Origin of the sequence: Rhodococcus sp. UFZ-B548 (assembly GCF_903819475.1) — a bacterium.
Taxonomy (GTDB): domain Bacteria; phylum Actinomycetota; class Actinomycetes; order Mycobacteriales; family Mycobacteriaceae; genus Rhodococcus_F; species Rhodococcus_F erythropolis.
On sequence record NZ_CAIJDS010000072.1, the window covers coordinates 14,762 to 27,288 of the forward strand.

A 12,527-nucleotide genomic window follows, 5' to 3' on the forward strand; every position below is an offset into this window, starting at 1 on the left:
CTACCTGGTCGGTGTTCGTCGATGCGTGCAACCTTCCGGCCACCACACAGCCCTGAATACTATGCAACATAGTAGTCGGAGGTATTGTCTCAGCGAAGTGCGGTGTGCATCGATCGCCGGACTCCGCACCTCGATGGTGTGAGCCGAGTAGGAGGAACAGATTTTGAGGCGTGCAATGGTTGTGCTGCTGGTGGCTGCGGGGTGTGCGCTCATAAGCGCAGGCACCGCGCAAGCACACAGTGCACTGGTCGGATCGACTCCATCCGCCGACGCAGTTCTCGACACTGCGCCGAGTTCGGTGGAATTGGTTTTCAATCAGGAGATTCAGACGAGTTTCGCGAACGTGACCGTCAGTGCGGCCGACGGGACGCAGGTCGGAGCCGGGGAGCCGTCGGTGCAGGGAGAGCGCGTTTCTCTCGTGACGACCGGTCAGATGTCGTCTGGCACTTACACCGTTGGTTACCGGGTGATCTCTGAGGACGGACACCCGATCACGGGGTCGTACTCCTTCACCTTGAACGCGGCGAAGAACAATGCGGCGCCGCTTCCCGGAGGTGCAACACCTCCGGCAACTGTTGCGCCGTCGGCGGCGACCGCCGATGCCGACTCCGACGACGGATCCCCACTGTTGTTGCCGATTCTCGGTGGCGCAGTGGCAATCCTGTTCGTGATCGGGATGGTCATCGTTCTCCGCGGAGACAAGCGCTCGAAGCGCTGAGATGTTACAACACAGTACGAGCGGGGAGGGACCACGTAGGTGATGGACTGGATACGTTTACCCGAGGCCGTGCCTTCGTTCGGAGCAATGGTGGGGTGGGCGCCGCAGCCGCTCCCGGTCCTACCACTGATCGGAGTCCTACTGGCAGCGTGGTATGGCTGGGGTGTCTACCGGGTGACGTCTTCCGGTCGGGTGTGGCCGTGGACGAGGACGGCCAGCTTCCTCTTCGGCTGTATATTGCTGATCCTGGTCACGGGGCTCGCCGTCGAGGGCTACGGGTACGAACTCTTCAGTATCTGGATGTTCCAGCATTTGACCTTGTCGATGGCGATTCCACCACTGCTCGTTCTCGGCAGCCCAGGTCTTCTCCTGCTGCGCTCCACCCCTCACACAGGGTGGGGAATTCCGATCCTCAAGCTGGCATTGACGGCACTCAGAAGCCGGACGGCGAAGATTCTGCTACACCCCGGCGTCACGATTCCACTGTTCCTGTTCAGCTACTACGGCATCTACCTCTCGCCGGTATTCGACCTGGTGGCGTCGTCCTGGGTCGGTCACACAGGCCTGGAGCTCTTCTTCCTGGCCACTGGAGTGTTGTTCATCGTTCCGGTGCTCTCATCTGGGCCGTTGCCCGTCAAGCAAAGCAACCTGGGTCGATGTTTCGACCTCTTCGTCGAAATGCCTCTCCATGTTTTCATCGGCGTGATCCTGATGATGGCAACCTCGCCACTCCTGAGTACCTTCACCAATCCGCCGGCGTCCTGGAACGTCGATCTGATGGCCGATCAACAAATGGCGGGGGCTTTGGCATGGTCGTACGGAGAACCCGTCGCGTTGATCATCATGGTGGTTTTCGCGATGAGGTGGAATCGCGACGAGACCCGCACCAACGCCGCCGTCGACAAAAAGGCCGCCAGGGACGGTGACGTCGACCTCGAGGCCTACAACGAATTCCTCAAAACCCTTCCCCGTCGATGACTGCTCTCGGCATCTCGATGATCGGGTTCGGCGGATGCGACGGTGTGTGAGATGAGTGGTCAGTTCATCGGGATCGGTTGGGCACCTCTCACTGCGAGCAGTTCTCGCAATGCGGTCGATTCGGCCTGCTGTGTAGCGGCGATCTGTCGAGCAAGATTTGTCACGACGGGGAGATCGGCATTGTCAGCGGCGTATTGGGCCATCGGAATTCCCCCTTGATGGTGGCGCAACAGTAATTGCAAATAGCGAATCTCAAATGCCGGTCCGGTCAGGGTGCGTAGTTCCGCGAGTTCGGCGGGAGAAGCCATTCCCGGCATCGCGACTGATTCAGTTACGCCGGAATCACTTTGTCCGGTGCTCATGCCGGGCATCGAGTGATTCATCGCCGAGGAAGTTGAGGGCATCCACTCCATATACTCGCCCGTGCTCCGGGCGGGTCGATCCCAGAGGGACAGCCACCCCTGCATCATTCCTATCTGACTTTGCTGAGTAGTGACGACGTCGTACGCGAGCGTACGGATAGCGGGGTCGGCAGTGTTCACCAATGCGAGGGACGACATCTCGACCGCTTGCCCGTGGTGAACCGACATGTCCTGCGCGAAGCCGACCTCCACTGCGCCGACGGCTGGGACCCCCTGCGAGGTGTTCTCGATCCGCCCCTTTGCCCACAGGCCGATGATGATTCCGATCAACAGAGCGATGACAATACCGACCACCAACACTGCGGCCGGCGTGGCATGGCGTTTGCCCGATGAATCGGATACCGACTCGGATTGAATCGATACCGCCTCGTGTTCAACCATTTTCGCGACTCCTCGTGATCGCCGGCGCAGGTGGGGTCGTTGCTGCGGGAAGACCAGTGGCTGACTGCTCCGACGCTGCGGGAATCGCGTCAGGGCCTGGCGGAGATGCGTCGAAGGGGAAAGGAGCGTTCGGGTCGAATCCTCCCGGGACCGTTGCACAGCTGGCACCGGCCTCTGGATGGGTGTTCGGGTTCTGTTTGAGGGCGGTGATGAATTTTGCGATACGGGGGTCGTCGACGCTGTCGACTTTGAGTTGGTGCCCCCACGACTGAATCGAAACGGGGGAATCGATGCCAGGGAACGGTGACATCAGGGAATACGGCTTACCGTTGACTTGGGAGGTAAGGGCGTCGACGTCGGACGGATTCAACGAGTCGGGGTTGTAGGCAATCCAGACCGCACCGTGCTCGAGTGAATGCACCGCATTCTCAGTGCGTATCGGCTCCGGGTAGACGATGCCTGTGCATGTCGCCCAGTACTGATCGTGCGCTCCTCCCAAGGGGGGAGTTTGATCGTATGCAACGCGCTGAGGCGCTTGAATATGATTGCCGGCCGCGTATTCGATTTCGGTTACCCCTTCGATGGACAGCGAGGGGTCCGGGTTGTCCGCGCTCGGAGCGTATTTTTGTGCTTCGGTCCTCTCGATGGCCTTGGGCACCATGTTGTAGGCGATGACCGAGACCAGGCCGGCGATAATCAGGACTGCGATCGATATCGACCACGGAAAACTTCGGCCACCGGGCACCCCACCGCCGCGGGGGCGGGGTGTGTTCTTCTTGCGGTTCTTCGACATTGGTGGACTCGTTCCCTTGCGCGCTGGCACCGACACTGAATTACTATCAATCATAGTAATTCATGGTTTCGTTCTTCTGCCGAGACAGAAGCGGTACGCGCCCCCGAAGAGAGATGCGGCAGCGAGAGAAAGGACGATCACCGCCAGGGCGATCTCGGGAACCGCGCCCAGACGTGTTGCCGGTGTGAGATCGGAACGCAGGGCGATCTCGTCGGTCAATGCCTGTGCTGTGAAGATCTCGCTCTGTTGGCGTACCTCTCCCGTCGGCGTGATGATCGCACTGACACCGCTGGTCGCGGCGATCAACACAGTGCGACCGTGCTCGACTGCCCGCACCCGCGACATGGCCAATTGCTGAAAGGTCATCTCCGTCCGGCCGAAGGTCGCATTGTTGGTGGGAACCGCGATGACGGTGGCTCCCGCCTGGACCGACTCGGTCACCAGATCGTCGAAGGCCACCTCGTAACACGTGGCAACAGCTACCTGAACTCCGTTGAGGTCGACGACACCGTTCCCATTCCCGGCAACGAAATTGCCCGCAGAATCGGCGTACGACGACACTGCACGAATGATCGGTCGGAGCGGCAGGTACTCCCCGAACGGCACGAGTTGTCGTTTGATGTGTTGCTGGCCAGGGCCATCCGTGGGATCCCACACCATGACACTGTTGATCGATGTGCTCGCTTCACCTACGAGAACCGTACCGACCAGGATTGGTGCCCTGATCGAACGGGCTGCTCGGTCCAGTCGCTCTGCCGCATCCCGATTCACCAAAGGATCTATATCCGAAGCATTTTCGGGCCAGATAACAAGCCGTGGCCGGGCTGCGCGACCCGCCGCGACATCGGCAGCGAGCTGCTCGGTGCGGGCAACATGATTATCGAGCACCGCTCGGCGTTGGGCGTTGAAATCGAGGCCGAGTCGCGGCACGTTGCCCTGAACGACGGCAGCAGTGACGACCTCGTCAGGGGCGGCACCGGGAGAACTTGTCACCAATGCACTCACAAAGATGAGGACGACGGCAACGCCACCCTTCGCCAATGCTTGCCATCGAACACGGGAGGGTCCGGCCAGTGACCAGGCGATGAGAGTTCCGGTCAGTGCAGTCACGAAGGAAAGACCTGGCGCCCCTGCGATCGAAGCCAACGGCAGCAGCGGACTGTCCGCCTGCCCGAAGGCCAAACGCCCCCACGGGAAACCGCCGAACGGAATTCGGCTACGAAGTGCTTCGGCGGTGACCCATGCACCCGCAATCCACACCGGGGAAAGGGGAGCGCGACCGACGGCCACTGCCAGTACGCCGAACACGCCGAACGCGAGCGCTTCAATCGCCGCCAACGCCAACCAAGGCGTTGCACCGACATACGCTCCGACCCACGGCAGCAAGGGAACGAAGAATCCCAGTCCCGCGGCATAGCCGAATCCGAAACCCGCACGGAGACTGCGACCCTGGAGAACGGCGGTCAGCAGGGCGATGGCGACAGGGGCCAGAAACCACAGCGTGCGCGGCGGAAAACTGAGAAATAGCAGCCACCCAGCGCCCACCGAAAGCGCGAGACGCAAAGCGTTCCCACCGTAAAGCCGTTTGGGGCGACCACTCTTCAGGCATGCATCGAGTTCACCGTCGGCAGTGAGTGCACGTTCGGACGAAGGGACCCTCACAGGCCCGCTCCCGTAGAAGGAGAACTGTGCTGGTCCGTCCACAATTTCTCACAAAGATCGTCGAATTCGCCGCCCCACCCTGCATGATCGGTCCTCGCGAGGCCTCCGAGTTCGAGATCGACCTGCTCCGGTGCTGCCCCCGGGCGTAAACGGATCCACACGCGCCGCCTCCTGATCACGAGCGAGGTCAGAAGTCCGAGCATCATCGTGATCGCAAAGACGAGAACCCACTGTTGCGCAGGGTCGTACGACACCTGTAGATTGGCGAATTCCTTGGCCCCGTCGAACCGAACCTGTGTTCCGTCAGAGAGAGTCCGCGTCTCTCCCGGTCGAAGGTTCACACGATCTTGTTTGACCAGCCTTCCTTGGTTGATCATCTCCGTATTCAACGAGAAGATCGATTGCGGAATGCCGGTATCCAGACCCGTATCGCCCTTGTAGATGTCGATCGCGACCGCAGGATCACGTGCGTCGGGAAACGACGAAGTCAGGAGCGTCCCACTGAAGGCCGCGGTCGGCGCGAAGAGTCCCTCGATGGCAATCTGATTCTTCCGGCGCTCGTTCGGATCGGGGAACGAACCGCCGGGTGGATCGAAACGCAACGCCCCACTGCTGAGAAACGTCACCGCGTCGTCCGGTTGAAACTGCATTGTCTCGGTACGGGACTGGCCATCGGGGAAAGTGACGGTGAACTGCGGCGCGTACCCGTGGCCGGTCAGATAGACGCGGGCGCCATCGGTACGCAACGGTTCGTTGACTCGAAGACGGTAGTCCTTCCACGTATTGGTCGCGATGTCCTGCCCGCTCTGGTATGAGATGTTGGAGGTGAACATTTCGGCCTGACCAGTATCGAGATAGTCCGCGGAAAAATCGTTGACCTTGATGCAGAACGGTGCGAGACCAGTTCCGTCAGTTGCACTTCCAGCGCGAAATGAGTCGTACACAGCGGGTGAGGTGTTGCAGAATCCAGGACCACCGTCGGCAATGACGATGACCGAACCCTCGTACCCCACCAGCTTGCCGATGGCGACGGTGACGAGCAACCCGATCAACGAGAAGTGGAAAACCAGATTCCCGGCCTCGCGCAGATATCCCTTCTCCGCCGAAACCGATACTCCGGAATCATTTTCGGGATTGACTGCGATGCGCCAACCCTTGAGAGACCGGCGCACTCTCGTCAAGGCCTCGTCGTGAGAGATATCTACCTCGCCGCGGAAATGGTGCGGCAACCGGGACAGATTCCGAGGTGCCCGCACAGGCTGGCTCCTGAGTGCGCCGAGATGCGCCCGCAAGCGTGGAAACAGGCAGCCGATGAGAGAGAGAAACAGGAGAACGTAGATTGCGGTGAACCAGAAACTGGAAAAGACGTCGAACAACTCCAGCTTGTCGAACAGTGGGCCAAGGGTTGGTTGGGCCGCAATGTACTGGGACACTTTCTGCACGTTGAGATTTCGCTGAGGCAGCATTGCTCCGGGGAGTGCTGCCAGCGCCAAGAGGAACAGGAGCACGAGCGCGGTACTCATCGACGTCAATCTGCGCCAGTACTGGCGCAGCATTCGAATGCTTTCTCGGATAATCAGTCTCGGGAGGCGACGGATGCGAGCTCCCGTGGGGACACTCTCTGTCATATCGGCAACACGACCGAACTGACAAACTCGTTGCGCAACCAGCCGATGAACACGCCCCACACACCGGTGACCAGTGCCAGACCGACAGCGACGAGCATTATTCCGCCGACGATCTGAATCGTTCGTGAATGGCGTTTGAGCCATCCGACGCCTCGGAGCGCTTTCACCGACCCGAACGCCAGCACGATAAACGGTAATCCAAGTCCTAGACAGTAGGCGACGATCAGCAGCACCCCGCGCGCTGCCGTCGTGCCTTGAGTTCCGGCCGCCACCGAAAGAACCCCTGCGAGAGTGGGGCCGAGACATGGTGTCCAGCCCAACGCGAACACGCCCCCCAACAAAGGTGCGCCGGCAAGGGAGGAGATTCGTCGCGGCGCGAATCGTGCGTCTTTCTGCAGGGCAGGAATAAGGCCGATGAATGTCAACCCCATCACGATGGTGATCACCCCGCCCACACGTTGGAGCAGCGCTTCGTTGATGCGCAGGGTGCTGATCACGCCGAATACCGATGCGGTGGCGAAAACGAACACCACCGTGAATCCCGCGACGAACATCGTTGCCGCGCCTGTCACCCGCCATCTGCCTGCTGCGGGTCTCGTGGTCGCGTCTTCAGGGGTCACCGCCGGAGAATCAGCTCCGGAAATGCCGGCTAGATACGACAGGTATCCGGGAACCAGTGGCACCACGCACGGTGAGGCGAAAGAGACCAGACCGGCCAAAACGCACGCCGCTACGGCGAGCAGCAACGGACCGCTCGAGGCGGCGGTCTGGAAGCTGGACCCGATGCCTTGGGCAAAGTCGTTCACCGTTCGGCCGCCACACGCTCGATGACAGGCTGTAGATCCTCAGTGAGAAGTGCACGAAGGAACACTGCGGCGACGCGATGCTGACGATCCAACACCAACGTGGAGGGAATCACGCTCGTCGGATAGTTTCCGCCGAGCGCTATCAAGGTCCTCATCGACGGGTCGTAGATCGAGGGGTAGCTCACGTTGTTGTCGACGACGAAGTCCTGAGCTTTGTCACGTTGAGGATCTCGAACATTGATCCCGAGAAACTGAACGCCGAGGTCTTTGGTTGCTTCGTAGGCGCGTTCGAGATCGTCGGCCTCGGAGCGGCATGGGGCGCACCATTGTCCCCACAGATTGATCACGACGATCTGATCTGCGTAGTCAGTCAGTGAGATATCGTTACCGTCGGTCATAAGGTCAGGCCCGGCCAATGCGCCGATTCTATTTCGCGACTCGGGTGGGTCGTACAAGATATCGGTTTGCCCCCCAGGCGAGACGAAATCGAAGTTCGCACCCGAAGCGACCGCGTCGGTACCGCTCGCGCACCCACTTGCGGCGACGACCACCGCGGTGAGGATAGCAATGAGTGAGAGGGGATGGGCATGCGCTCGGGGGGTGCGGTGCATCCGTTGTCGCGTGGGTGTGGGGACTGTCATTTCATCAACTCACTTACGGCGGAGCGTATTTGGTCCGTGTTTTCGAAAACCATGGGGGCTGTGACCTGGTCGACGGACCCGTCACGTTGGACGAGGAAGCTCAGCGGCAGAACTGGCGGCGCCGACAGTGCAATTCCGACGTCGTCGATGGCGGCGAACGAGGGATAGCGCACGCCGGCGTCCGTGAGAAGTGCTAGTGCTGCTGACATGTCGTCCTGGACATTGACGCCGACCACACGGATGGCGCCGGGGCTGCCTGCGTAATCGTTCAGAACCGGGATCTCCGATCGACACGGCCCACACCACGAAGCCCAGAGATTGATCAAGGTGGGTTCCCCGGACAGCGCTGCGCCGAGGTCGACTTCAGTGCTCTCGCCAAGACACGTCGCTTTGATTCCCCGGAGTTTTCCGTTCACGGGCGGTGCCGCCGGGGCCGCAGGGCAGGAAACCTTCGCTGCTGCGGTCGCAGATGTGAAGCTCGGGTCGAGAGCTTCGCCGTCGTCTTGGGATGCGGCCGGGGGCATTTGCGGTCGGGTTGGGGAGTGGGATTCGGTTGGTTCGGATCGAGGCCAGATTGCCACGACAAGGAGGGCGATCACGGCCAAGAAGAACATGAGCCATCGCGACCGTGCCTGCATACACTTCCTCCAAGTATGGTGCGGCGAATCGGGGAACAACACTGAACTACTATTGTGCATAGTAGCTATATTGGTTCTTCCACCGGCCCTCGCTCAGCAGCGGCAGGGGCCCGAGTCCAACTATTGAATCGAGCACTGTGAAACGTCAATCCGCCCCGGAGGGTCGTCCCAGCTCGTCGGCCCGCCCCGAAATTCCAGCACTGGATTCACATCAAGGGCCGCCGACGCGAATGACACGAATCGCACGGTCGAAGCTTGTGCGATTGATGGTGTACTACACCGCAGCTCGACTCGCCCTGATCGCTGGGCTCGCAGTGATCGTCATGGGAATCAACGCCGTATTCGACCTCGAAATCCCCGGCGCTTTGTCACTGTTCGGGGCCTTGCTGCTCGGATTCGCCATCTCTGCGATCGCATTCCGATCGTTGCGACGCCGGATCAACGACGAGGTGATGGTCGTAGATGAGAGGCGTCGCGCGTCGCGCACCGCGTGAAGAAGTTTCCCGCGGCCACGCCGGCATAGATGAAGCCTCCTTCATCCCCCGGTGTCACCCGGGAAGGGGCTAGGTCGCGGCGATCGCTGCTGCCGAAGCCGAATTCGGAGCAGCAGTCAACGACTGTCCACGTTGGTCAATCCATTCCGAATGCTCTCCTCAGCGCCGACACAGTAGGAGCGCCGTCGACAGCGCCCGCGGCATCGCGATAGAGCCTGCAGGACACGCTCGGGATCTGATTTGACTCGGCTAAGGGATCGTGGCCGTCGACGAGCAACGTCGGAGACCCGGCCATACCCGCGAGTGCTGCTGATTGGGAATCCTCGATGACCAGGTGGCGCAGTTCCCATTCGATCGATACACCCGCGAGAGCTTGCTCGATTCGTTGTTCGAGGAGCGGCACGTTGGGGCAGTCCAGGACTTGCAAAATTTCGAGTTGAATCATGGTGTTCCTTCGTCGGTGTGCAATGTCTGGAGCATGGGGCAGTGCCGGTCAGCTCGCGGTAGTGCACAGGTGGAAGCGAATTCGGTCAATGAGGCCCGCATGCATTGCAGATCTCGGATCTTTTCGTCGAGCTCGGCGATCTTCTTCTGGGCGAGTCTCCGCGCTGCGTCGCAATCGTCCGGTCCGCCACCGTAGAGGTGGAGAAGTTCGTTGATCTCCTCGAGGCTGAAGCCGTGTTCCTGGGTGCGTTTGACGAACCGGATAATCTCGACCGCCTCATCCCGGATATGAGCGGTATCCCGAGGCGGATCGTGGAGGCTGCTGCAGGAGTCCGCGCCGTTCGTAGTACCGCAACGTCTGCACATTCACCCGTGAGGGTGGCCAGTTCACTGCTACGCATGTTGCCATTGTGAACCCTGTACCCGGCTACGGAGTCAAGTTGTTCTGCCCGGCGGCAGGACATCGTCGACGGTGACCACGCCGACGACTGGGATTGTCGCGAGTTTATAGTCGGCCATCAGTACCACGACCACGACGAGGAAGCGCAGCATCCGAACCCGCGAGCCCTGCGATCGGTGCTGAATCTCCGACTACCACCGCACGCAGGCAAACCTGCTGCAGCGTCCGCGGGACGTTCCGGTCCGCACCGCGATCGGCGCGATGGTCATCGCGTTCTACCTGGTCTGACGATCCCCTGCGTCAACGACATCATTGCGTACAAGTTCAACATCTCGCTGAACGCGATGATGTGGATCGGCCGAATCGGCATGGTGCTGCTGCCCCCCGATCGCGTTCTTCGTCACCTACCGGTTCTGCCTGGGTCTGCGGCGCAGCGACCGTGAGGTTCTCGAGCACGGCATCGAGACCGGCATCCCGCGTGGTGGTGACTCCCGAGCTGCTGGTACTCGCACTCTCATTTGGCTGCGGCTCGGCATCCTATCGGCTGCCGAGTTGAATAGCCTTGACCACGAGAAGTATCGCGCCGATGACGAGGTAGCCCCGCAAGGCCAGCATGCCCAGTTTCGTTCCGGAGGACCACACGACCGGTTCGAGCAGCGTCAGCGGCGGCATCCGCCACTGCATCTTTGCCTCTCGCCCGACGTCAGGGGGCAGAGCGGTGACTACGCCGCGGCGCCGGTCGAGCCACCGCACGCCAACTGTTGCGACGATGCCAGCGACGACCAACGCTATCCCTAGGTATATTGAGGCGGTCACCACGTTGAGGTCGGGAAAAACGGTGGTGGCCATGAGGATTCCCGAGAGCATCAGCAGGACCGCGACGATCAGCCCGGCGACGAGGTTGAGCCAGCGCGGATTAATCCAGGGTCCGAGTACTTGCCGGTCGTTGCACAGCAGCAACAGGAACACGCTCGCGCTGGGCAGGAGCAGTCCGGCAAGAGCCTGCACGGCGGTAGTGATCAGTCCAAGCGGTGCGCCGGGGATCAGCACGATCCCCGCGGCAAGGAGGACCATGGCACCGTATGAGAGGTAGAAGGGTTTGGCCTCCTTGAACCCTCGGTGTAGCGAGTGGCTGATCCCGAACACGTCACCGAAGGCGTAGCTGGTCGACAGAGTGACCGCAGCGGCACCGATGATCGAGGCGTCGAGAAGCACGATCGCGAAGATCGGGCCGAGGACGGAACCATTCGCGCTGAGTAGGCGCGCGATGTCGCCGGCGTCCACGAATTCTCCGACACTGCCAGTTGAGCGGGCGGCGTAGTCGGCGGTCATCATCAATGCCGCTGCGCCGGCGACGACGACCAGCGCCCCGAGGACGGTGTCGGCTCGTTCGTAGCTGATGAACCGCGGGGTGATCCGTTTGTCGATGATGTTGGACTGTTGGAAGAACAGTTGCCACGGCGCGACAGTGGTGCCGACGATTGCGATAATCAACAACACCGCGTCCGAGGTGATCCCGCCTCGGACGCCCGGAATCGCGAAGTCTCGGGCAGCGCGACCCCAGTCTGGGTGTGAGAGCAGCAGCATCGGGATCTGTACCGCCGTGACGGCGATGAAGACGAACATCGCACGTTCCCAGCGGCGGAAGCTGCCGGTGGCCATGATCGCGATCAACGCGACCGCAGCGGTCGGCACGACGATGTACCGTGAGACGCCGAAGTAGCTGGCGGCCAGTGAAACTCCGATGAACTCGGCGACGATGGTCAGGAAGTTCAATACGAACAGATCGCCGACCGAGAACCAGCCCCACCCGCGGCCGAAGCGCTCGTTTATCAGCCGGGCATGCCCCACCCCGGTCACCGCCCCGAGTCGGACAACCATCTCCTGGTTGACGATCAGCACTGGAATCAACAATAGCAACACCCAAAGCAGCGAGTACCCGTAGTTCTGGCCGGCCTGCGCGTAGGTGGCAACACCGCCGGCGTCGTTGTCACCGACCATGACGATGAGGCCAGGCCCGACGATCGCCAACATGGTCAGCATCCGAGCCTTGAAAGTGCGGCGAGATTCCTTGTCGGACAAACTGATTCTTCCGAGCGCCCCCTCGATGTCGCCGAGGTGCGCGGAATCGAGGACTGCGGACGGTCGCGGTTCAGGCATACCGACAGGCGTATGTGCCGGGGTGGCGTCGGTGATCTCGGGTTCAGCCACGGTCATCACCGCCTGGATCTGTGGAGGTGGTGTTGGTCGTAGGGTGGTCGGTGGCGCGCTCGACGATGGGCCTCGGTGCAGGTTCTCGCCGTCGCCAGTCGTCGGGGATGGAGGCCTCGAGGACATCGTCGACGGTGACCACGCCGACGACGTGGTCGGCATCGTCGACGACTGGGATCGTCGCGAGGTTATAGTCGGCCATCAGCACCGCCACCTCGGTTAGGTCCGCCACGGGGGTCACGCGCACAGGGTCGGTGTGAATCGTCCCGGGTTTGATGCGCACCTTCTTTCTTGGGAAGGTAATCCTTATG

At 61.1% G+C, this 12,527-nt stretch carries 15 protein-coding genes and 1 pseudogene; 4 read left to right on the top strand and 12 right to left on the bottom strand.

Going from position 1 to position 12,527, the window contains the following annotated elements:
* The first annotated feature begins 175 nt into the window (after positions 1-175).
* Both H7C86_RS34025 and H7C86_RS34030 read left to right on the top strand, forming a co-directional pair.
* Positions 176-718, top strand: a complete 543-nt coding sequence (locus H7C86_RS34025) for a copper resistance CopC family protein (protein WP_223304457.1) — start codon at positions 176-178, stop codon at positions 716-718.
* A gap of 42 nt (positions 719-760) precedes the next feature.
* Positions 761-1,696 carry a cytochrome c oxidase assembly protein gene (locus H7C86_RS34030; RefSeq protein WP_054827426.1) on the top strand — a complete coding sequence of 312 codons (936 nt, stop codon included), beginning with the start codon at positions 761-763 and terminating at the stop codon, positions 1,694-1,696.
* A gap of 59 nt (positions 1,697-1,755) precedes the next feature.
* On the opposite strand, the gene H7C86_RS34035 is transcribed toward H7C86_RS34030, so the two are convergent.
* From H7C86_RS34035 to H7C86_RS34065, 7 genes are read right to left on the bottom strand one after another with little or no spacing between them, the layout of a single operon-like run.
* Complete coding sequence (locus H7C86_RS34035; protein WP_064113085.1) at positions 1,756-2,499, bottom strand: DUF305 domain-containing protein; 744 nt, start codon at positions 2,497-2,499, stop codon at positions 1,756-1,758.
* Positions 2,492-3,292, bottom strand: a complete 801-nt coding sequence (locus tag H7C86_RS34040; RefSeq protein WP_047270598.1) for a DUF3105 domain-containing protein — start codon at positions 3,290-3,292, stop codon at positions 2,492-2,494. The genes H7C86_RS34035 and H7C86_RS34040 overlap by 8 nt, the downstream gene beginning before the upstream one ends.
* A gap of 60 nt (positions 3,293-3,352) precedes the next feature.
* Positions 3,353-4,954: an apolipoprotein N-acyltransferase gene (gene lnt, locus H7C86_RS34045; RefSeq protein ID WP_182263211.1), complete on the bottom strand. Its 1,602-nt coding sequence runs from the start codon at positions 4,952-4,954 to the stop codon at positions 3,353-3,355.
* Positions 4,951-6,582 carry a cytochrome c biogenesis protein ResB gene (locus H7C86_RS34050; protein WP_054827427.1) on the bottom strand — a complete coding sequence of 544 codons (1,632 nt, stop codon included), beginning with the start codon at positions 6,580-6,582 and terminating at the stop codon, positions 4,951-4,953. The genes lnt and H7C86_RS34050 overlap by 4 nt, the downstream gene beginning before the upstream one ends.
* Entirely contained in the window at positions 6,579-7,388 is an 810-nt protein-coding gene (locus tag H7C86_RS34055; protein ID WP_047270602.1) for a cytochrome c biogenesis CcdA family protein, read from the bottom strand. Before H7C86_RS34055 ends, H7C86_RS34050 begins: the two co-directional genes overlap by 4 nt.
* Complete coding sequence (locus tag H7C86_RS34060) at positions 7,385-7,999, bottom strand: TlpA disulfide reductase family protein (protein ID WP_047270604.1); 615 nt, start codon at positions 7,997-7,999, stop codon at positions 7,385-7,387. The genes H7C86_RS34055 and H7C86_RS34060 overlap by 4 nt, the downstream gene beginning before the upstream one ends.
* 26 nt (positions 8,000-8,025) lie before the next feature.
* Entirely contained in the window at positions 8,026-8,667 is a 642-nt protein-coding gene (locus H7C86_RS34065) for a TlpA disulfide reductase family protein (RefSeq protein WP_047270605.1), read from the bottom strand.
* 230 nt (positions 8,668-8,897) lie between these two features.
* Between H7C86_RS34065 and H7C86_RS34070 the strand changes: the two genes are divergently transcribed.
* On the top strand, positions 8,898-9,161 hold the full coding sequence (locus H7C86_RS34070) for a DUF4229 domain-containing protein (RefSeq protein ID WP_080961187.1): 264 nt from the start codon (positions 8,898-8,900) through the stop codon (positions 9,159-9,161).
* 136 nt (positions 9,162-9,297) lie between these two features.
* Here the strand turns inward: H7C86_RS34070 and H7C86_RS34075 are convergent, their stop codons facing one another.
* Genes H7C86_RS34075 through H7C86_RS37710 form a run of 3 tightly spaced genes read right to left on the bottom strand, consistent with a single transcriptional unit; the run spans position 9,298 to position 10,014 of the window.
* Positions 9,298-9,606: a hypothetical protein gene (locus H7C86_RS34075; protein WP_047270607.1), complete on the bottom strand. Its 309-nt coding sequence runs from the start codon at positions 9,604-9,606 to the stop codon at positions 9,298-9,300.
* Positions 9,603-9,893, bottom strand: a complete 291-nt coding sequence (locus H7C86_RS34080; RefSeq protein ID WP_223304461.1) for a MerR family DNA-binding protein — start codon at positions 9,891-9,893, stop codon at positions 9,603-9,605. The genes H7C86_RS34075 and H7C86_RS34080 overlap by 4 nt, the downstream gene beginning before the upstream one ends.
* Entirely contained in the window at positions 9,883-10,014 is a 132-nt protein-coding gene (locus H7C86_RS37710) for a MerR family DNA-binding transcriptional regulator (RefSeq protein WP_223304459.1), read from the bottom strand. Before H7C86_RS37710 ends, H7C86_RS34080 begins: the two co-directional genes overlap by 11 nt.
* 201 nt (positions 10,015-10,215) lie before the next feature.
* On the opposite strand from H7C86_RS37710, the pseudogene H7C86_RS34085 reads away from it, so the two are divergent.
* Positions 10,216-10,479: pseudogene (locus H7C86_RS34085) on the top strand (cytochrome b); the annotation flags it as partial.
* Positions 10,480-10,542: 63 nt separating this feature from the next.
* Here H7C86_RS34085 and H7C86_RS34090 read toward each other — a convergent pair.
* A complete protein-coding gene (locus tag H7C86_RS34090) occupies positions 10,543-12,165 on the bottom strand; it encodes an Nramp family divalent metal transporter (RefSeq protein WP_047270656.1) in 1,623 nt (540 codons plus the stop codon).
* 43 nt (positions 12,166-12,208) lie between these two features.
* Positions 12,209-12,527, bottom strand: a 319-nt coding sequence (locus tag H7C86_RS34095; RefSeq protein WP_182263212.1) for a CBS domain-containing protein, incomplete at its 5' end; no start/stop codon positions are given.

Excerpts from the sequence above, each read along its gene's own strand:
- H7C86_RS34025 (WP_223304457.1), top strand. The coding sequence starts at position 176 with ATGGTTGTGCTGCTGGTGGCTGCGGGGTGTGCGCTCATAAGCGCAGGC.
- H7C86_RS34030 (WP_054827426.1), top strand. The coding sequence starts at position 761 with ATGGACTGGATACGTTTACCCGAGGCCGTGCCTTCGTTCGGAGCAATG.
- H7C86_RS34035 (WP_064113085.1), bottom strand. The coding sequence starts at position 2,499 with ATGGTTGAACACGAGGCGGTATCGATTCAATCCGAGTCGGTATCCGAT.
- H7C86_RS34040 (WP_047270598.1), bottom strand. The coding sequence starts at position 3,292 with ATGTCGAAGAACCGCAAGAAGAACACACCCCGCCCCCGCGGCGGTGGG.
- H7C86_RS34050 (WP_054827427.1), bottom strand. The coding sequence starts at position 6,582 with ATGACAGAGAGTGTCCCCACGGGAGCTCGCATCCGTCGCCTCCCGAGA.
- H7C86_RS34060 (WP_047270604.1), bottom strand. The coding sequence starts at position 7,999 with ATGCACCGCACCCCCCGAGCGCATGCCCATCCCCTCTCACTCATTGCT.
- H7C86_RS34065 (WP_047270605.1), bottom strand. The coding sequence starts at position 8,667 with ATGCAGGCACGGTCGCGATGGCTCATGTTCTTCTTGGCCGTGATCGCC.
- H7C86_RS34070 (WP_080961187.1), top strand. The coding sequence starts at position 8,898 with ATGACACGAATCGCACGGTCGAAGCTTGTGCGATTGATGGTGTACTAC.
- H7C86_RS34075 (WP_047270607.1), bottom strand. The coding sequence starts at position 9,606 with ATGATTCAACTCGAAATTTTGCAAGTCCTGGACTGCCCCAACGTGCCG.
- H7C86_RS37710 (WP_223304459.1), bottom strand. The coding sequence starts at position 10,014 with ATGGCAACATGCGTAGCAGTGAACTGGCCACCCTCACGGGTGAATGTG.
- H7C86_RS34090 (WP_047270656.1), bottom strand. The coding sequence starts at position 12,165 with ATGCCTGAACCGCGACCGTCCGCAGTCCTCGATTCCGCGCACCTCGGC.